Consider the following 18,724-nt stretch of genomic DNA (forward strand, 5'->3'; position numbering starts at 1 on the left):
TTTTAAATATCTAATTTAGTTGAGTTAATCTTCAATTTGGTCTCAATTTTGCTATTTTTACGCCGTGAAGAATTTACTATCATACCTATGTTTTCTGTGCTGTTTTACGCTGTTCGGCCAAACTGCATTTGAAAAGGGAAAGGCTTATTACAAAGACCAGCAATGGGTGTTGGCTAAAAACCAACTGATGCAAGTTGAACCCATTTCAAAGAATTATTTTAAGGCTTGTGAATATTTAGGAGATATTGCAGCCCATGAAAAAAAATGGGACAAAGCGCTTCACTTTTATGACTTGCTGCTTAAAGAAAAACCTGATAATGCTAATTATAATTATAAATATGGTGGTGCTTTGGGGTTAAAAGCTTTGGAGCTATCAAAGTTTCAGGCTGCTTTTTATATTTCAGATATTAAACATTATTTAAAACGTGCGGCTGCCTTAGATAAAACGCATCTAGGAGCAAGATGGGCTTTATTAGAACTTTATTTAAAACTTCCTAAAATTTTAGGTGGTGGTACAGATGTGGCTTTAGGCTATGCTAATGAATTAAAGGCAATAAGTGAAATTGATGGATACCTAGCTTATGGGCACGTGTATAAAGAAATTGAAAACTATAAGCAAGCAGAAAAATATTTAGTTAAAGCCTTAAAATTAGGCAATTCTGTAACCTGTTATCAAAAACTCTTAGCACTATATAAACAGGCGAATTTTACTCGAGAAAAAATTAATGCTTTGCTCCAACAAGCAATTCGAGCACATCCTAAAGAAAATTGGCATGCTTTTATGGCAAAATCTTCTTAATACTACTGTCATTTAATATCTTTACGCTAGAATTATTTTTTTATGCATATTCATTTTATAGCTATAGGCGGAAGCGCTATGCACAATTTGGCATTAGCACTTCATCAAAAAGGAGAAAAAGTAACTGGTAGTGATGATGCTATTTTTGAACCCAGTAAGTCGAGGTTGCAAAAAGCCAATTTAATACCAGAACAGATGGGCTGGTTTCCTGAAAAAATTACTACAGCAATAGATGTGGTTATATTGGGGATGCACGCCAAAAAAGATAATCCAGAGCTTCAAAAAGCGAAGACATTGGGCTTAAAAATTGTTTCTTATCCAGAGTTTCTATATGAACATAGCAAAAACAAAACTCGTGTGGTTATAGGAGGTAGCCATGGTAAAACAACTATCACTTCAATGATTTTACACGTTTTGCATTACCACGAAAAAGAAGTAGATTTTATGGTTGGGGCACAACTTGAAGGTTTTGATACTATGGTGCATCTAACTCAAGAAAACGATTTTATCTTGCTAGAGGGTGATGAGTACTTATCTTCACCCATAGATCTTAAACCGAAATTTCATTGGTATAAGGCTAATATTGCTTTGATAAGTGGAATAGCTTGGGATCACGTTAATGTTTTTCCTACAGAAGAAAATTATCAAGAGCAATTCAGTCGTTTTACCGAAACAATGGTACCCGGAAGTATTTTAATTTATAATGAGGAAGATGAAGCAGTAAAAGCTATTGCAGAAGCCGCACAAAATCCTACGCGAAAACAGCCTTATAGAACACCTCTGTATAACATAGAGGAAGGAGAAACGCTAATAGATACGCCTGAGGGTTTTATGCCAGTAGCGGTTTTTGGCAAACATAATCTTAATAACCTAGCTGGTGCTAAATGGGTTTGTCAACATATGGGTATTGATGAGTCAGACTTTTATGAAGCCATTGCTAGTTTTAAAGGTGCTTCAAAACGATTGGAGCGCATTGCAGAAAATACAAAATGTGTGGCCTTTAAAGATTTTGCACATAGTCCCTCTAAGGTTAAGGCAACAACTCAAGCTATAAAAGAACAATATAAAGGCAAGAAGATATTGGCTTGTTTAGAGTTACATACTTACAGCAGCTTAAATGCCGAATTTTTAACTCAGTATACCCACACACTTGATGCTGCCGATGAGGTCGTGGTTTTTTATTCGCCCGAAGCCGTGGCCTTAAAAGGTTTACCTCAGATTGATGCTAGAGCTATTGAAAGTGCTTTTAGACATAAAAACTTGAAAGTTTACACGGATCCACAAGCCTTTAAGGCATTTTTAAAAAAATATTCTTTTAAGAATCATGCGGTTCTCTTCATGAGCAGTGGAAATTACGGAGGGCTTGATTTTGAAGAAGTAAAGGCTTGGATATCTTAGTTTTATGCTGTAATTTAGATACTTATCTAATTACACATGACTGAATCTACCTCCTTTTCAATTAAATATTGGGCAGAATCTGATAGGCCTAGAGAAAAACTTTTGTTAAAAGGCAAGACAAGCCTTTCAGATGCCGAGCTTTTGGCCATTCTGATTGGCTCTGGTAATCGAGAAGAAAGTGCCGTAACTTTATCGCAAAGAATTCTGCAAGCTAGTCAGAATGAGTTGGGCCTTCTCGGGAAAAAATCCGTTAAGGAACTCATGAAATTCAAGGGTATAGGAGAAGCAAAGGCAATTAGTATTGTGGCTGCTTTAGAATTGGGTAGAAGACGAAGAGCAGAGGAGCCAAAAAAAAGGGTTAAAATTACCTCAAGCGATTCTGTTTTTGATTTGATGCAGCCCTTAATAGGTGATTTAGGGCACGAAGAATTTTGGGTAGTGTTTTTAAGTAACAGCAATAAAGTTTTATGTACATTTCAATTGAGCAAAGGCGGAATAACTGGTACTTTAGTAGATGTACGTTTAGTGTTTAAGAAGGCTCTAGAAGAAAATGCAGTGAGTATAATTTTGGCGCATAATCACCCTTCTGGGAATCTAAAGCCTAGCATGGCGGATAAAAACTTGACCCTAAAACTTAAAAAAGCAGGTGAGAGCTTAGATATAAAAGTACTAGATCACCTCATTGTAACCGAAAATGCTTACTTTAGCTTCGCTAATGAAGGACTTATTTAATAGCCCATGTTTTTAATTTATGTAAAAACACTTACTCCCCGAATTTCATATACATTTAAGCACCTGCTCAATTCTATATTAGGTTATGAAATTCAGTTTACTTCAAAGATTGAAGAGTTTATCGCTCATCCAGGGTTGAAAATCTCTTACGGTAAAAAAAAATTGGGAAATGAGTTTTTTGTACAGCAACACGATTTACTTGATCAACAAGGCATTCAAGATATTGAAATAAATATTGGAGATTGGGAGGGCTTACCTTGTTTTTTTAAATGTAGTCAAGATAGTGATGTGCCCTTTGATATTTTTGCAGCCAGTTTCTTTCTACTTAGTCGATATGAAGAATATTTGCCTCATGTGAAAGATGAGCTAGGACGATTTCCTTTTCAGGAAAGTTTAGCCTTCAAGGAAGATTTTTTAGAATTGCCCGTCATAGATTTATGGACTTTAAAGTTTAGAGATCTACTTGAAAACCGCTTCGAGAAAAAATTACCACTTCAAAGAACCTACCAAGCAAGCTCAATAATGGTGGTGCAAGAAGTATTTAAGTATAAAAAGAAAGGTATTGTAAGAACATTAGGCGCGTTGGTAAGAGATATTGTTAAATTGCAGTTTAAACCGAGCCTTGAAAGAATTAAAACTTTAATTTTTTTACAAAGTGATCCTTACGACATTTATGATAGGCTTATTGAACGGGCTAGATTGCATAAAATGCAGTGGACATTTTTTTTTCAGTTATCTGATTTTTCATTGCAAAATAAAAATATAAGTTTTCACAAATTGAGCTATCAGGCGCTTATAAAGTCTATGGGTGATTATGGCGTTTTAGGTTTGTTGCCTGGTTTTGATGCAATTGATAAATTAGCGATTTTACGAAAGGAAAAGAAAAGATGGGAAAATATTGTAAATACTCCTTTGTCCCGTGTTTTAAGTTTTCAATATGGAGTCAACCTGCCGCAATTTTACAACAATTTAGATAAATTAGAAATTAGTCAGGATTTTTCTATGGGATACCCTAAGCATCCAGGTTTTAGGGCAGGAACCTGCACCCCCTTTTTATATTATGATATTAACTTTGAAAGAATTTCCCCATTGACTATTCACCCTTATGCATTAAGCAGTCTCTGTTTTCAAGAGTTTTCTTTTTTTGATATAAAAGTGAGAATTGAGGCAATGAATAGTAAAGTGCGCGAGGTGAATGGTAAATTTTTGTGTTTGATTGAAAATGCACTATTAGATCCGTGGGATGAACAAGTAAAGTATTTATCCCTTCTAGAAAAATTACAAACCAATGATTAAAGATGTATTTTTTGACCTAGATCATACATTGTGGGATTTTGAGAAGAATTCCGCCTTAGCTTTTCAAGATATATTTAAAAAAAATAGGGTTCCTGTCGATTTAGAACATTTCTTAACGCATTATGTACCTATAAATTTTAAATATTGGAAGCTCTTTAGAGAAGAAAAAATAAGTAAGGAAGATCTGCGTTTTAATAGATTAAATGAAGCGATGCTAGCATCGGGTTACACTATAGAGCCTGATTTGATTCACGTTTTGTCTCAAGCGTATATCGAGCATTTGCCATTGAACAATCATCTTTTTGACGGTGTAGAACAAATGTTACAAGAATTAATAAAAAAAGAGTTGAGGTTGCATATTATTACTAATGGTTTTAAAGAAGTGCAGGCTATAAAATTAAAGCGCTCTAATCTAAGCCATTATTTTACTACTTTGACTACCTCAGAAGACGTAGGCGTTAAAAAACCCAATCCGGCCATATTCGAGCACGCTTTGAATAAGGCCAATGCACAAAAACAACAGAGTATTATGATTGGCGATAATTTAGAGGCCGATATACTGGGTGCAGAATCTTTTGGCCTTAAGTCTATTTTATTTGATCCTGAAAATAAAATTCCTCATACGGGGAATAAAATTTTACATTTTAACGAATTAAAACAATTCTTTTAAACAATACTTATGAAATTAAAATTTTTAGCACTACTATTTTTTTCGATATATTTTATTTCAGTTAAAGCACAAGAAAGCGAGATTCGAAAATTAAATGCTTATGAAAATGTTATTGTTCCGGTTCAGTTCGATTCGGCTAAACAAGAAAATGAGTATTTGCTATCCTCACTTACGAGACACTTGTTAAAGCAGCACGGTTTTAATGTCTTTATGGATAATGAAACTTTACCAATAGCGGCTCAACAAGATCCTTGCCTAAATTTACGTGCTAGCGTTTTAACTCAAGGAGGTATGTTTGCTTTTACTACAGAGGTTACACTGGTGTTTTATGATTGTCGAAATCAAATTGTATATAAAGCTCAGGGCAGTAGTAGAGAGAAAAAATTTGATAAAGCACATCAAGAGGCTTTACGCGATGCTTTTGATAAATTTGGCGGATATAGATACGCCTATGAACCTTTAAAGAAAGGCGAGCAGCATGAAACTCAGCTGCAGCAAAAGCAATCAATTCAAAAACAATTAGCCCCACAATACAATTGGGAAGGAAAAAGATATCAATTACAAAAAATTGAGCTAGGCTATTTATTGCTTGACGCGGAAGGAAATAGAAAAGCAGTTATTACCGAAAATTCAGATAAACAGTATCTTTTTAACTCGGCTGATATAAATGGAAGTTTAAAAATCGATACCAATCAAGATTTAATTGTTGAATATTTTAATATGCAAACGGGTAAACAAGAGAAAATAATACTCACTGCAATAAGTCAATAATTGTACTTATTTCCCCAACGCTGTTTTAAAAATTTTAAATTAGAGCTTTCGCGAGTGTTATCCCCAGGATCGTAAAATTTTTTACCTTGAAGGGCGTCTGGAAGAAACTCTTCCTCTACAAAATTGTTTTTGTAATCATGAGCATACTTGTACGACTTACCATACCCTAAGTCTTTCATAAGCTTTGTAGGTGCGTTGCGTAAGTGTAAAGGTATTGGTAGGTCTCCGGTTTGTTTCACTTGCTGTTGGGCTTTATTTATGGCCATATAACTGGCATTGCTCTTTGCCGATGTAGCTAAGTAGATTACACATTGACTTAAAATAATTCTGGCTTCAGGCAAACCTACCGTGCTCACGGCTTGAAAAGTATTATTCGCTAGAATTAAAGCGGTTGGGTTCGCTAATCCGATGTCTTCACTTGCCGAAATTATTAAGCGTCTAGCGATAAACTTTACATCTTCGCCACCTTCAATCATTCGAGCTAGCCAATAAACAGCTGCGTTGGGATCGCTACCACGTATAGATTTTATAAAAGCCGAAATTATGTCATAATGTTGTTCGCCCGTTTTATCGTACCTAGCAGGATTGCTCTGTATTTGTTGGCTTACTAAAGCATTAGTAATCACCACCGGATCTTCGGTAGAATTGCTGACCAATAACTCAAAGATATTAAGTAATTTTCGTGCATCTCCGCCCGACGCTCGAAATAAAGCGTCATACTCTTTTATTTCAATGGATTTTTTACTTAAATATTCGTCTTTCTCTTGGGCCCGTTTGAGTAATTCTTTAAGATCGTCTTGGCTAAATGGGTTAAGCGTATATACTTGGCAGCGAGAGAGCAATGCGGGTATTACCTCAAAACTTGGATTTTCTGTGGTCGCGCCTATTAAAGTGATGATACCTCTTTCTACCGCCCCCAATAATGAATCTTGTTGTGATTTGCTAAAGCGATGTATTTCGTCTATAAATAGAATAGGGTTTTTGGTCGTGAACAATCCGTCTTGCTTTTTGGCTTTTTCAATAACCTCTCGCACCTCCTTCACACCACTATTTATTGCACTTAAAGTAAAAAAAGGTCGATCAGCTGTTTGTGCAATAATCTGTGCAAGCGTGGTTTTACCCACTCCAGGCGGACCCCAAAATAATAAAGAAGGCAAGATACCTTGCTTAATTTGTTGTGTTAGGCTACCCTGTGGCCCCACTAAATGCTGCTGACTGATATAATCCTCTAAATTCTGTGGACGTATGCGTTCGGCTAATGGTGTGTTCATAATGCAAAAGTACAAAAGTAACTGACAATATTACTGGAATAAGTTTTTGGTTAAAAATTTGATTACCTTTCTGTATGCAAAATCAAAAACAAATTCACACTTGGTCTGCGGGTACCTTATTAATTCCATTATTTAGTGTACTACTACTGTGGATAGTATATTGGTTTGAAATAAAGTTTCATATTAATTTAAATTCATATGGGGTAGGGCCAAAATCCTTAAAAGGATTAATAGGTGTTTTTTGTGCCCCTTTTATACACGGGAGCATAAATCATTTATACAACAATAGCATTCCGTTATTTGTATTATTAATGAGTCTTTTATACTTCTACAAGCCGATAGCGGGTAAAGTACTTCTTTACGGATTTTTAATAGCGGGTGTCTTAACTTGGCTTTTGGGGAAGTCTGGAAGCGTGCATATAGGAGCAAGTGGCATCATTTATATGTTGGCTAGTTTTTTATTTTTTAAAGGTATTTGGTCTAAGCATTATAGGTTAATTGCCTTAGCTCTTTTGGTGGTATTTGTTTACGGTAGTTTGGTCTGGGGTCTTTTTCCAGGTGAACGCGGAGTGAGTTGGGAAGGACATTTGGCTGGTTTTATTGCTGGTTTGGGTCTAGCTCTTTTTTTTAAGTCTCGCGTAATTGAAAAACTACCGGTTTATGATTGGCAAAAGCCAGATTATAACGAAGCGGAAGATGTCTTTATGCAACATTTTGATGCCGATGGCAACTTTGTACCAAGTCAACCGCCCCTATTAAGTGATAAAGAGGTAGATGTAAAATTAGATAAAGATAATAATAAGGACGATTCAGTTAACCACAACTTCTGGGTTACTACTACGACAAATGATTAGAGCCTTTGCCGAACAACTTCAAATAAAATTGCACCACAAGCAACCGATACGTTTAGCGAACTTGTTTCGCCAAAAATTGGTAGTTTTACTTTATCGTCACTCATTTTCAAAGCTGCCTTAGAAACACCTTTGCCTTCACTTCCCATAATGATGGCTATAGAATCTCTAAAATTTACATCATATACCATTTTAGAGGCCTTTTCGGTGGCTGCTATGGTTTTTATGCCGTATGATTTTAAATAAAATAAAGCATCCTTGGTGTGGTCTACTTTGCATAGAGGGATATTAAATATGGCACCTGTAGAGGTCTTTACCATTTGCTCATTTATAGATGCACTACCTTGTTTGGGGAAAATAATAGCGTCAACCCCAACGCTTTCTGCCGTACGAATAATAGCTCCAAAGTTGCGTACGTCTGAAACGCCATCTAGAATTAAGTACAATTTAGATTTTTTTGTTTTCTGATTTTCTTCTAATATAGTTTCAAGACTATGAAATTGTATTGGTGAAATTTTTGCTACGATCCCTTGATGATTACCATTTTTAGCTAATTTATCTATTTTTTGATGAGGTACGTATGCAATTTGTACACTGGCATTTTCGGCCAACTTTAAGATTTCCTTAATTCCTGCTGATTGTACAGCAGCATCCACAAAAATTTTGTCTAGGGTTTGATTGCTTTTAATTGCCTCGTGTACGGCATGTATGCCAAATATAATTGTACTCATTTTAATATTTATTAAAAAACAAAAATAGGGTTTGATTTAATCAAACCCTATTTTTATAAATTAAATTAAATAGGTTTTACTCTATCAAAATCTTATGTTGATAGTTTTCTCCGTTAACACCAACTTGTAAAATATAAACACCACGTTGCAAAGACGCTGTAGATAATTTTAGATTACCGTAAGTATTGTCATAATCTTTATTGGCTACTAATCTTCCCTGTAAGTCATATAATTTTACTTGAGCATTAGCATTGATATTATCTCCCAAAGCAATATTTATATCACTAGCTCCACGTACAGGGTTTGGCCAAACTGAAATATCTTCTGAAAGAGTAACCTGTTCTGCGCTTAAGCTAGTAGATTGTACTCCAGATACTACGATACTTACCATTTGGCTGCTTCCGCTCAAAGAACCCTTATGGCTTACCTTTATTTCGTAAGTATTCGCATCTGTACTTTCAACAAGAATACTTTCAACGTTATCAACAGTGTTGTCACCTAAAGTGGCTGGTGCCGCAACATTACTTAAGTTTAAGCGATAAGGTAATAAAGTAGTATTAGTAGCTTGGTTGGTGACACGTAAATCTAAATCGTTTACAAGGGCAGGGGTAGGGCTATTCAACTGTCCGTCTTTAGCATTTCCTGCAGGATCGTTCCAAGCAATTGTTACGCGTAAATCTTGACTAGGATCTTTAGTTACGGTAAAAGTAAAAGTGTCTCCATTGTCAAGATCAACTTCTTCAATTCTAGCGTTATCTGTTTGAGAATCTTGAATTACTTCAATCGCTTTTTTTGCATTTACTAATCCCCATCCGTATCTAGCGTCTGGTCCGGTGTTACCTAAATCGTCTGCAGTATGAATGGCAAGGGCTCTTAAACTAGAAGACAACATGAAATTAGTTTTTTCTTGATTGTAATATTGTTGAACTAAAGTTAATGTTCCTGCAACATTTGGAGCAGCCATTGAAGTTCCAGAAAAGGTGGCGTAAGAAGCTGTAGACGCCTCAACTGGCGAAAATAACTGTGTACCGTTTCCTACAACATCTGGTTTTATACGGCCATCATCAGATGGTCCTTGACTACTTCCTGAATTAATAAAAACAGGAAATAAAAGCTCACCGCTGCTTGGATCAACACTTGCGTCTTGTGCATTTCCTACTACTAGGTTATTTTTGGCGTTCTTCTCTCCGGTTAATTTATCATATCCAGCCCTTAAACCGCCTTGGTAACTCGATTGTCCGTCATTACCAGCCGAAACTACCATTAAGTAGTACGGGTAGGCATTTGCTTTTAAATCCCATAGACGAGCTTGTGTGTCATAACAACCCATCAACCAGGTAGGAGCATTTTGACTTCCACCATCGTTTACAGGAATACCATAAGAATGGTTTGAAATTAAGAGGCCGTTTTGTGCTTCTGTGTCTACTTCGCTTAAATCTGAGGTCCAGTTGTAAGATACTAAAGTAGCCTGGGGAGCCATACCTTTAGCGTTAGGATTTGTTCCTGCCGCAGCCATGGTCCCTCCTACGTGTGTACCGTGTGAATCAAACTCATCTTGATTAAATGGCGTGGCATCTCCTAATACAACTCTAGAGCCTGAAGCAGTAGCAAATTCTTGGTGATCTTTTCGTACGCGACCCCCGTCCCATATTCCTATCGTCATGTTTTGCCCCTCTAGATTTAATCCTAAAGGGCCTCCTTGCCATAGAAAACTAGCACGAGTTGACTTGGCTGCATCGAGATTATGTGTAGTGCGGTAGATAGGTTTACCGTTTTCAAAACCTACCAAATTATAGCGTTTGTTGTTTTCCATTTTATCAGTAGAAATACCAAAACTTTCAGCTTTTTTTCTGGCCGCATTTCTTTTAGCTTCGAGGTTACTGGTAAGCTCTTTAGCTAATTCTATTTTAATAGGTTGGTTTTGTTTCTGAATTTCTCTTACCTCGCTTGCTGTTTGAGAAAAAGCTAAACCAGAGGTTAAAACAAAACCCAGTGATAATAGTTTATTTAATTTCATAAAATTTTTTTGCACAATTTAAGATTTTTTTTAGAAAAACGAAAATGTAAATAAAAAAAAGGCTAATCATTTTGATTAGCCCTTTTAAAACCGTTAGAGAAATACTCTTAGTTTTTTGGTGTTAAAACAACCTCTACTTGGAAAGGATTTTCAAACAACTCCTGGTCTAAGATAATAGTGAAATTACCTGTACCTTCGTTGTAACTACCAGTACCTCCAGGAAGGCTGGCTTCATCACTTGAATAGGTTACTACGCCTAAGCAATCAATGCTTAACACTCCAGCGTATTGATACTCTCCTGCATACGATGGGTTTCCGGTAGCCGCTGCTACGAAGTCTCCCCAAATAGTGGCTACGTTGTACTCATTTAAGTTGCCAGTAGGAACCAATTCAACATCGTAAGAATTTACAGTACCTTGACCTACAATAGAGGCAGTTCCGTTATATTCTAATGCGATATCAAATGGGCAAAACTGACTTAATTTCAATTGGTATACATTATCGAAATCTGCAATATTAGAGCCCTCTATACTTTCTAATTTTAAAGCAAGAATAGAACCTTCTAAAGCAATATTGTCATAATCTCCTTGTACTTCAATATATCCAATGTGCTCGTTCGCAGGAATTACAAAAGAAGTACCAACGCTATACTGATCTGGTGTTGCAGTAGTCAAATCTGCATCAACACTAACGGTAAAAGTTCTGTCGGTAGCAGCTTTGTCGGTTACACCAACAGGAATTTTATATCCTTCAGTAGCATTTTCTTCAACAAAAAATGTACTTGTTGTTCCATCAGCAAAATAGGTTAAACTATCACCCTGATAAGTTTGTGGATCTTCATTCTCATCACAAGAAACAAATGCGAATGAAGCTACAAATAATAATAAAAATAATTTTTTCATAGTTTTAATTTTTTAGTAACCTGGGTTTTGTGAAATGTTATCATTTGCAAAACGCTCAGATTGTGGAATTGGTAAAGCAAATCTATAATCATCGCTATCTAATGAGCAAGCTCCAGCAGCGTTATCACAATCGTTAGGTAAACGGTCTACACCTAAGTCATATCTTCTCAAGTCAAACATTCTGTGCCCCTCGTAAGCTAATTCAATTCTTCTTTCTTCTAAAATATCTGCTAAAGCATTAGCTTGCGAAGCATAACCTACAGTTACAGTAATATCTTTTCTTGCATTTTTTAAAGTTTCCATATCAGCAGAGGCTAAACCTAATTGGTTATCTCTAGCATATGCCTCTGCACGAATTAAATACATTTCTGAAGTTCTAATCATTTTTATATTATTTAAAAATGGATTAGCTTCTGAACCTAAGTATTTACCAACTTGTAGGTTGGCTGGATCAAAGTTTTGTGTATCTAATACAGCATATGTTCTATGATCATCTGTCCAATCGTTGTTGTTTAATGTATTTAACATTTCCTCAGAAACATTAAAGAAAACATCTCCGTTGGTGTCGGTAAATAAAGTACCAATTGCTCCTTGACCAGGTGTTCTGGCTAATTGCCATAAAGTTTCACTAGTGAATTCATCTGCCCAAATACCTAAGTATTCAGTTTGAGTAGTAGCTAAAATAGAGTTATTAATTACTTCTGTAGAAAAATTAATGGCTCCAGGTAAATCTCCCGTATACAAAGCCAAACGAGCTTGGTAAGCGCTAACTGCTAAACTAGACATTCTGTTGATGTCTGTAGAGGCAGGTAAAGTAGCAAATATATCTTGAGCCGCTTTGAATTCATCGCTAATAAATTTTGCTACATCTGCAACAGTATTTCTAGCCGGCTGCTCGTATACCCAAACACGGTCTACGATTGGCACAGACTCAGCATTAGGCTCGTAGCTTGCAGAATAAAGACGCATTAAATCGAAGTGCGCAAATCCGCGAATAGCGTGCAATTCAGCAATGATTCGGTCTTTTTTCTCTTGCTCTGCTTCTGTATTAGCCTCAACTCCCTCTGCTGCACGTAAAATACGGTTAGCACGGTTGATCACGAGGTAATAGTTGTTCCAGATTGATTCTGGCTCATTTGTACCTGAGTTGATTGACCAAGTAAATACTTGAATTCCCTGTCCACGGTTAGAAGCCGCGATTGTTAAGTCATCAACAAACTTTGAGGTAAAATCGATTAATGCAGATCCTGATATACCGCTATACACTCCGTATAAACCGGTCTCTAACTGATCAACAGTATTGAAAGCGTTCTCTTCAAACACTTCATCTTTTGGCTCAACCTCATAAGCATCTTTACAAGATACCATGGTAAGAATGGCCAGTAAAATTAATTTAAATTTAAATATATTTTTCATAGGAGATTAAAATTTTAAGTCTACACCAAAAGTGATGGTTGTTGGAGTAGGGTATTCGTACTGTGCGATATTGTTATCATCTTCAGGATCAAAACCTGTAAACTTGGTCCAAGTGGCTAAGTTTTGTGCCATACCATAAACGCGGATTCCTTTGAAATATTTTAAAGCATCTACTACGTCATCAGAGAAGTTGTAAGATAAAGTTACGTTTCTCCATCTTAAGAAAGATGCATCTTCGATATCTTTAGAAGTAAACTCTCTGTTGTAAAGGTAGCTCTGTACTTCGGTTACATCACCAGGTTGTTGCCACATATCTAACATTTTAGTACTTAAGTTGTACTGTGCAAAGTTAGGATTTTCTTGGAAGAAAGTTTGGTTGTTGAAACGGTAGTATTCTGCCTGGAAAGTGAACAATGTAGATAAGGTGAAACCTTTGTAAGAAATATCTCCACCAAAACCACCTGTATACTCAGGGTTAAAGCTTCCAAAATCTGCTCTAGAGTTATCCTCAGAGTATACGTTGGTTACGTTACCGTCTTTGTCGGTATACAATGGTTGTCCGTTTGCCGGGTTTACTCCAGCCCATCCAACGATGTAGTGAGTTCCTAATGGCAATCCTTCACGGATAATGGAAGTACCTAGCTCAAACTCGTTAACTTGTCCTAAATCAACGATTTCGTTTTTGTTGTAGTTACCATTAAAGCTTAAGTTGATGTTTACTTCATCACGGCCTTCACCTCTTAAAAGGTTATAGTTTAGTGATAAATCAACCCCAGCATTTCTCATTTCACCATTATTACTTTGAATAGCAGTAGTTCCTGAGGTAGCACTTAAGTTATAATTTACAAATAAATCTGTAGTTAAGTTGTTGTAATATTCAACACTTCCTGATAGTCTATAATCGAATAAATCGAAATCAAAACCAGTGTTCAATTGTTTGGAAACCTCCCATCTTAAATCTGGGTTACCAATGTTGGTAGGGGCAAATCCTGGTTGACCTGCATAAGATACTTGTCCGTATCCAGTAGCATATTGAAAAGCGGTAATCGCATTTTTATTTCCAGAAGTACCATAACTTGCTTTGAATTTTAAGTTATCAACAAAGCTTACATCTTGCATAAAAGCCTCTTCACTAATGTTCCAACGACCTGCTACAGACCAGAAAGTTGCCCATTTGTTTGAATCAGCAAATAAACTAGAAGCATCGCGTCTGATCGAAGCACCGATACCAAATCTATCATCGTAACCGTAATCAGCAATTGCGAAATAAGAGAATAAACCTTCTTCGTAATCTGAGCCGCCTACAGTAGGGATAAGTTCGTTATCTGGAGTACCAGCAGTGATACCACCTGGGTAACCAACTAATAGTTCATTGATTCCGTAGCCGGTAAAACTACTAGATCTGAAATGATTCTTGAAATACTCTATATAGCCGTCTATACTGAAGTCGTGCTTTTCATTAAAAGTATTAGCATAACCAATGTTGGTAGTAGAAGTGAAATTGGCATTGTATGAGTTAGCTTCGTTATATCGTCCTGCATTTCCAGGAGTAGTAGTACGACCGTATTCTGTGTTAGGATCTGTAAATCGAACAATGTTAGTCTGCTCATAATCTACCCCTAAGTTGATTCCAGCAGTTACATTGTCAAAGATTTCTCTCTTGGCAAAACCAGAAGCTACAATCTTAGTTCTTAAACGATCGTTATCACTTCTTAATAAGTGCTCTAATGCATTGGGACCTACACGTCCTCCACCAGTTGCGAAATCTCCGTTTTCGTCATATACTGGGTGGTAAGGTGATCCTAAATAAGCGGCAGCAAAAGGGTTTTGTAAGGTAACAGAACCTTCCGAGTCAATTCTAGATTGTTTGGTAAACGCTAACTGGGTGTTTAAACCAATTTGTGTTTTTTCGTTTGGTCTGTGCTCTAAGTTGTTACGTAAAGTAAAACGTTGTAATCCAGAACGCTTTATTAAACCTTCTTGGTCTAAGTACTGGGCGCTGCTAAAGAAACGCGTGTTTTCATTACCTCCGCTCATACTTAATTCTTGTGTATTAATTACACCAGTTCTAAAGAATTGCTCGCTCCAGTCGGTATTTACTTGAGCTAACTCAGCGATTTGAGCATCGGTTAAACCAGCTCCTACACCACGATTGATAGTTCTTTGGAAATTTAATAACTGGCTAGAGTTCATCATATCAAACCGAGGTTCACTAATTTCAGAAAAACCAATTGACGATTTGTAGTTGAAAGTTGTAGCCTGTGAGAAAGAACCTTTCTTAGTAGTTACTACAATTACACCGTTTGCTCCACGAGATCCGTAAAGAGCGGTTGCACTTGCATCTTTCAATACATCTACTCGGTCAAAATCGTTTGAGTTTAAAGCAGAAAAATCTGCCGCCCCAATTTGAATACCGTCTACGATGTATAATGGGTTGTTATCTCCATTAATAGATCCGTTACCACGAATTCTAACACGTGCAGATGAACCTGGTTGACCAGAACCTGCAGAAACCTGAAGACCTGCTGCTTGACCTTGTAATACTTGGTCAAAAGAAGGAATTGGCACAGACTCTAATGCCTCAGCCTTAACGGTTGAAATAGAACCCGCATACTTTGTTTTGTCTATGCTTGAGTAACCAGTCACAACGATCTCGTCTAACTCGTTACCTGCTTTCATAGATACATTGTAAGTGTTTGCTGCACCAACAGTAACTTGTTGAGTTTGGAAACCAATGTAAGTAAATTCTAAAACATCTCCTTGGGTAGCATTTAAGCTGTAATTACCATCAAAATCTGATTGAGTACCAGAAGACGTTCCTTTAATAATAATGTTAACTCCTGGTAACGGCATACCGGTGTCGTCGGTAACCGTTCCGGAAACTGATTTTTGTTGGGCAAACGATAGTTGCACCATAAACGCTAGAAATAGCGTCAAAATTCCACTAAACTTTGTTTTCATTTTGTAATTTATTTGAATTAGCCAACGTCAAAAATCTTAATAAATACTTAATAATGCAACTTATTTTTACTAAAATTAATTTTTAACACTTTGAGTAAGCAAGAAATAGGAGGGTTTTAAAACCTGCTTTGAAGACGCAGGTGTACTAATGTATTTCTAAATTTAAAGCCTGTGCCGGGGTACTTGGCATTAGCAAACATTACCTCTAGTTTACCTGCTTTGGTGTTTAAAGCCAAACCAAAACCTAGGCTGGTTAGATTTTCTAACGAAGAATTAGGTAAGGGTGTGTAAAGGCCATAGTCTAAAATACTATGTAAATAAAAGTTAGAGGCGAATTTGAAACGGTATTCGGTTTGCAGTATGGCGTAAAAATTGGTCGTTAAACTGTTTTCTTCAATTCCGCGAAAGCTGTTAATTCCTCCAAAAAAGCTTAATTCGTTAATAAAATAGTCCTTACTCTCAAGATAGTGAGCTGTTAGATGGGTGCGTATTCCGCTACGTTTTGCAATTGGTAGGAAGTGTTGGTGTTGCAGCGTGTAAATTTGCTGAGGGCTATTGATAGTTGCTTTTCGTGAGCCAAAAGAAGCACTTAGGTTTAGATAACTGGGCGGAGTGAAAAAATCTTTTCTTTGGTTTGCGTCGAGGCGAGCACCTACTTGAAAAAATTTAGCGCGGTAATTGCCAAGATTTGCTGTTTGTGAATAGGATGCGCTTGACTGGGTCTGGTTTGACTTAATAGAGGTGTAGCCTATATAGGGTTTCCAGTTTTTAATGCTATAGTGTATCTGAGCTCCAAAGGTGTTGCGTGTAAAGGTACTGTCTTTTCGTAGTAAGTTAAAACGTAGATTAATACCAATTGGAGAATTAAATAGATGAGGAAGTTCTGTTGCTAATTTAAATTCTAATTGAGATTCGGCATTATTTAAATAGGAGAGATCTATTCGTTCCCCTTGATTAAAATTGTTAAGTAATGATAAATTCAAGTAGCCGTTTAAATTAAATTTCCCTTGATCCTCATTTGAAAATCCTAAGTAGCCATCAAATTCGTTTTGTTTTTGCTTGTTTAAAAATAGATATAGCTTGGTACTGTCTTTTTGGAATAAAATTTCGGGTGGTTTTATGCTTGAGGCAAAATTTAATTGCTGGATTTGTTTGTATTTCTCCAAAATCTCTTCTTTGTTGAAATTCACTCCTGTAATAAGTTGTAAGCGATGTTTTAAAAAAGATTTGGGAAACTTGGAGTAGCCTTTTATGATAATTTCATCGAGTTGTCTGTTTTTAGATGAATTTAATTGAAGTGCGGCAAATAGGTTGTTGTCCTTTTTTTGAATCTTGATTATTTGTATTTGTAAAAAAGGCTGGCCTTTATTGGCTAAACAGTTGTTTATTTTTGTGAGTTGTTCTTCTAAACCAACTATTGGTAGTTTAATTGTTTTGTTGAAAATTTTTAAATCACATTCGGCTAAATCCAACGCTAGACTGTCTGTTATTTTTAAATGTATGTATTCAAATTGCTTGCCTTTTTTTAATCTATATATATAGGTATTGTTTTTTTGTGCTTTTAAAAAGTTGAATTCTGCATCTATATAGCCTTGTTTTTGGAGGTTGGTTATTCTTTGGTTCAAAACTCTTTTTAGTTCCTTTACGGATTTTGTTTGTAGCACTTCTAATGTATCCGATTTTGCTTTAGAGATTACTGTGTTTAAAATATAAGCTTTTACTGTTGTTTGTGAAAAACCAAAAGGACAGCTTATTAACAGTAGAAGTATTATTTGTATAAAGGTGCGATTCACTTATTTTTTTTATCGGTGCTTTTTAGGATAACGAAATTAATCGAATAAACTTGTTTATGCAAAGTACAATTGTATTGAAAATTAATTGATTATAATTTGCTTTTTTGAAATTAATTTTTACATTTGCAAACCCGAAAAAACGGGAATTAATATTTTAATAATTAGTGTAAAAGAAATTATGCCAACAATTTCACAATTAGTAAGAAAAGGAAGAACCAAAATAACTAAGAAGTCTAAATCGGCTGCTTTGGATTCTTGTCCTCAAAGACGTGGGGTTTGTACGCGTGTTTACACCACTACGCCAAAAAAACCAAACTCGGCTATGCGTAAAGTAGCTAGGGTAAGGTTGACCAATGGTAAGGAAGTAAATGCTTACATCCCAGGAGAAGGACACAATTTGCAAGAGCACTCGATAGTATTAGTTAGAGGTGGAAGGGTAAAAGATTTACCAGGGGTTAGGTATCATATTGTTCGTGGAGCATTAGATACGGCCGGAGTAGAAGGTAGAACGCAACGTAGGTCAAAGTACGGAGCAAAACGCCCTAAAAAGTAAAAGTTATTTGTTAATCGCTAAAAGTTGAGAAATACATTTATCTATTAACAATAACCGTTAACAATTAACTTATTTAAGAGAAGACATGAGAAAAAGACAGGCAAAAAAGAGACCTCTTTTACCAGATCCTAAGTTTAATGACCAGTTAGTAACTAGGTTCGTTAACATGATGATGTGGGACGGTAAAAAGTCAATCGCTTTTAAGATTTTTTATGATGCAATTGATATTGTAGAAGAGAAAAAGCAAGACGAAGAAAAATCGGCTTTAGAGCTATGGAAAGATGCTTTATCTAACGTAATGCCGCACGTAGAAGTGCGCAGTAGAAGAGTTGGTGGAGCTACCTTTCAAATACCTATGCAAATTCGTCCAGATAGAAAAGTTTCAACCGCTATGAAGTGGTTGATTATGTTTGCGCGTAAGCGTAATGAAAAAGGAATGGCGGCAAAATTGGCTGCAGAAGTTTTAGCTGCCGCTAAAGAAGAAGGTGCTGCGGTTAAAAAGAGAGTAGATACGCACAGAATGGCCGAAGCAAACAAAGCATTCTCACACTTTAGATTCTAAA

16 protein-coding genes are annotated in these 18,724 nt (G+C 36.2%); 9 read left to right on the forward strand and 7 right to left on the reverse strand.

The annotated features are described in order from the left end of the window. The first annotated feature begins 64 nt into the window (after nt 1-64). Genes ACH2AZ_RS10315 through ACH2AZ_RS10340 form a run of 6 tightly spaced genes read left to right on the forward strand, consistent with a single transcriptional unit; the run spans nt 65 to nt 5,666 of the window. Complete coding sequence (locus tag ACH2AZ_RS10315; RefSeq protein WP_394907784.1) at nt 65-799, forward strand: tetratricopeptide repeat protein; 735 nt, start codon at nt 65-67, stop codon at nt 797-799. A gap of 42 nt (nt 800-841) precedes the next feature. Next, the gene (murC, locus tag ACH2AZ_RS10320; RefSeq protein WP_394907785.1) at nt 842-2,197 is read left to right on the forward strand and encodes a UDP-N-acetylmuramate--L-alanine ligase; all 1,356 of its coding nucleotides are present in this window, start codon (nt 842-844) and stop codon (nt 2,195-2,197) included. A gap of 36 nt (nt 2,198-2,233) precedes the next feature. Continuing rightward, complete coding sequence (gene radC, locus ACH2AZ_RS10325) at nt 2,234-2,929, forward strand: DNA repair protein RadC (protein WP_379043496.1); 696 nt, start codon at nt 2,234-2,236, stop codon at nt 2,927-2,929. 6 nt (nt 2,930-2,935) lie between these two features. Next, nucleotides 2,936-4,225 carry a DUF7033 domain-containing protein gene (locus tag ACH2AZ_RS10330; RefSeq protein ID WP_394907786.1) on the forward strand — a complete coding sequence of 430 codons (1,290 nt, stop codon included), beginning with the start codon at nt 2,936-2,938 and terminating at the stop codon, nt 4,223-4,225. Further along, nucleotides 4,218-4,895 carry a YjjG family noncanonical pyrimidine nucleotidase gene (locus ACH2AZ_RS10335; protein ID WP_394907787.1) on the forward strand — a complete coding sequence of 226 codons (678 nt, stop codon included), beginning with the start codon at nt 4,218-4,220 and terminating at the stop codon, nt 4,893-4,895. Before ACH2AZ_RS10330 ends, ACH2AZ_RS10335 begins: the two co-directional genes overlap by 8 nt. A 9-nt stretch (nt 4,896-4,904) precedes the next feature. Next, a complete protein-coding gene (locus ACH2AZ_RS10340; RefSeq protein WP_394907788.1) occupies nt 4,905-5,666 on the forward strand; it encodes a hypothetical protein in 762 nt (253 codons plus the stop codon). Here the strand turns inward: ACH2AZ_RS10340 and ACH2AZ_RS10345 are convergent. Next, nucleotides 5,660-6,937, reverse strand: coding sequence for a replication-associated recombination protein A (locus tag ACH2AZ_RS10345; RefSeq protein ID WP_394907789.1), 1,278 nt, complete (start codon nt 6,935-6,937; stop codon nt 5,660-5,662). The two genes, ACH2AZ_RS10340 and ACH2AZ_RS10345, sit on opposite strands and share 7 nt — an antisense overlap. A 74-nt stretch (nt 6,938-7,011) precedes the next feature. On the opposite strand from ACH2AZ_RS10345, the gene ACH2AZ_RS10350 reads away from it, so the two are divergent. Continuing rightward, nucleotides 7,012-7,791, forward strand: coding sequence for a rhomboid family intramembrane serine protease (locus ACH2AZ_RS10350; protein ID WP_394907790.1), 780 nt, complete (start codon nt 7,012-7,014; stop codon nt 7,789-7,791). On the opposite strand, the gene rlmB is transcribed toward ACH2AZ_RS10350, so the two are convergent. From rlmB to ACH2AZ_RS10380, 6 genes are all read right to left on the reverse strand, one after another. Further along, nucleotides 7,788-8,519, reverse strand: a complete 732-nt coding sequence (gene rlmB, locus ACH2AZ_RS10355; RefSeq protein WP_394907791.1) for a 23S rRNA (guanosine(2251)-2'-O)-methyltransferase RlmB — start codon at nt 8,517-8,519, stop codon at nt 7,788-7,790. The two genes, ACH2AZ_RS10350 and rlmB, sit on opposite strands and share 4 nt — an antisense overlap. A 76-nt stretch (nt 8,520-8,595) precedes the next feature. Next, nucleotides 8,596-10,536 (reverse strand): S8 family serine peptidase, encoded by a 1,941-nt coding sequence (locus tag ACH2AZ_RS10360; protein WP_394907792.1) that lies wholly within the window; start codon nt 10,534-10,536, stop codon nt 8,596-8,598. Nucleotides 10,537-10,643: 107 nt separating this feature from the next. Beyond that, the gene (locus ACH2AZ_RS10365; protein ID WP_394907793.1) at nt 10,644-11,438 is read right to left on the reverse strand and encodes a hypothetical protein; all 795 of its coding nucleotides are present in this window, start codon (nt 11,436-11,438) and stop codon (nt 10,644-10,646) included. A gap of 12 nt (nt 11,439-11,450) precedes the next feature. Next, nucleotides 11,451-12,854, reverse strand: coding sequence for a RagB/SusD family nutrient uptake outer membrane protein (locus ACH2AZ_RS10370; protein ID WP_394907794.1), 1,404 nt, complete (start codon nt 12,852-12,854; stop codon nt 11,451-11,453). A 6-nt stretch (nt 12,855-12,860) separates the two neighbouring features. Further along, nucleotides 12,861-15,815, reverse strand: coding sequence for a SusC/RagA family TonB-linked outer membrane protein (locus tag ACH2AZ_RS10375; RefSeq protein ID WP_394907795.1), 2,955 nt, complete (start codon nt 15,813-15,815; stop codon nt 12,861-12,863). A gap of 116 nt (nt 15,816-15,931) precedes the next feature. Continuing rightward, entirely contained in the window at nt 15,932-17,440 is a 1,509-nt protein-coding gene (locus ACH2AZ_RS10380) for a hypothetical protein (protein WP_394907796.1), read from the reverse strand. Nucleotides 17,441-17,786: 346 nt separating this feature from the next. Here ACH2AZ_RS10380 and rpsL point away from each other — a divergent pair, with 346 nt between their 5' ends. Together rpsL and rpsG are read left to right on the forward strand one after the other, a co-directional pair. Then, nucleotides 17,787-18,161, forward strand: coding sequence for a 30S ribosomal protein S12 (rpsL, locus tag ACH2AZ_RS10385; RefSeq protein WP_117157697.1), 375 nt, complete (start codon nt 17,787-17,789; stop codon nt 18,159-18,161). An 85-nt stretch (nt 18,162-18,246) separates the two neighbouring features. Then, on the forward strand, nt 18,247-18,723 hold the full coding sequence (rpsG, locus tag ACH2AZ_RS10390) for a 30S ribosomal protein S7 (protein ID WP_379043462.1): 477 nt from the start codon (nt 18,247-18,249) through the stop codon (nt 18,721-18,723). Nucleotide 18,724: the final 1 nt, after the last annotated feature.

The sequence above is a fragment of the uncultured Mesonia sp. genome, assembly GCA_947499595.1.
Lineage (GTDB): Bacteria > Bacteroidota > Bacteroidia > Flavobacteriales > Flavobacteriaceae > Mesonia > Mesonia sediminis.

What these genes read in the sequence shown, in the direction of transcription:
- murC (WP_394907785.1), top strand. Translation starts at nt 842, where the DNA reads ATGCATATTCATTTTATAGCTATAGGCGGAAGCGCTATGCACAATTTG.
- radC (WP_379043496.1), top strand. Translation starts at nt 2,234, where the DNA reads ATGACTGAATCTACCTCCTTTTCAATTAAATATTGGGCAGAATCTGAT.
- ACH2AZ_RS10330 (WP_394907786.1), top strand. Translation starts at nt 2,936, where the DNA reads ATGTTTTTAATTTATGTAAAAACACTTACTCCCCGAATTTCATATACA.
- ACH2AZ_RS10335 (WP_394907787.1), top strand. Translation starts at nt 4,218, where the DNA reads ATGATTAAAGATGTATTTTTTGACCTAGATCATACATTGTGGGATTTT.
- ACH2AZ_RS10340 (WP_394907788.1), top strand. Translation starts at nt 4,905, where the DNA reads ATGAAATTAAAATTTTTAGCACTACTATTTTTTTCGATATATTTTATT.
- ACH2AZ_RS10345 (WP_394907789.1), bottom strand. Translation starts at nt 6,937, where the DNA reads ATGAACACACCATTAGCCGAACGCATACGTCCACAGAATTTAGAGGAT.
- ACH2AZ_RS10350 (WP_394907790.1), top strand. Translation starts at nt 7,012, where the DNA reads ATGCAAAATCAAAAACAAATTCACACTTGGTCTGCGGGTACCTTATTA.
- rlmB (WP_394907791.1), bottom strand. Translation starts at nt 8,519, where the DNA reads ATGAGTACAATTATATTTGGCATACATGCCGTACACGAGGCAATTAAA.
- ACH2AZ_RS10360 (WP_394907792.1), bottom strand. Translation starts at nt 10,536, where the DNA reads ATGAAATTAAATAAACTATTATCACTGGGTTTTGTTTTAACCTCTGGT.
- ACH2AZ_RS10365 (WP_394907793.1), bottom strand. Translation starts at nt 11,438, where the DNA reads ATGAAAAAATTATTTTTATTATTATTTGTAGCTTCATTCGCATTTGTT.
- ACH2AZ_RS10370 (WP_394907794.1), bottom strand. Translation starts at nt 12,854, where the DNA reads ATGAAAAATATATTTAAATTTAAATTAATTTTACTGGCCATTCTTACC.
- ACH2AZ_RS10375 (WP_394907795.1), bottom strand. Translation starts at nt 15,815, where the DNA reads ATGAAAACAAAGTTTAGTGGAATTTTGACGCTATTTCTAGCGTTTATG.
- rpsL (WP_117157697.1), top strand. Translation starts at nt 17,787, where the DNA reads ATGCCAACAATTTCACAATTAGTAAGAAAAGGAAGAACCAAAATAACT.
- rpsG (WP_379043462.1), top strand. Translation starts at nt 18,247, where the DNA reads ATGAGAAAAAGACAGGCAAAAAAGAGACCTCTTTTACCAGATCCTAAG.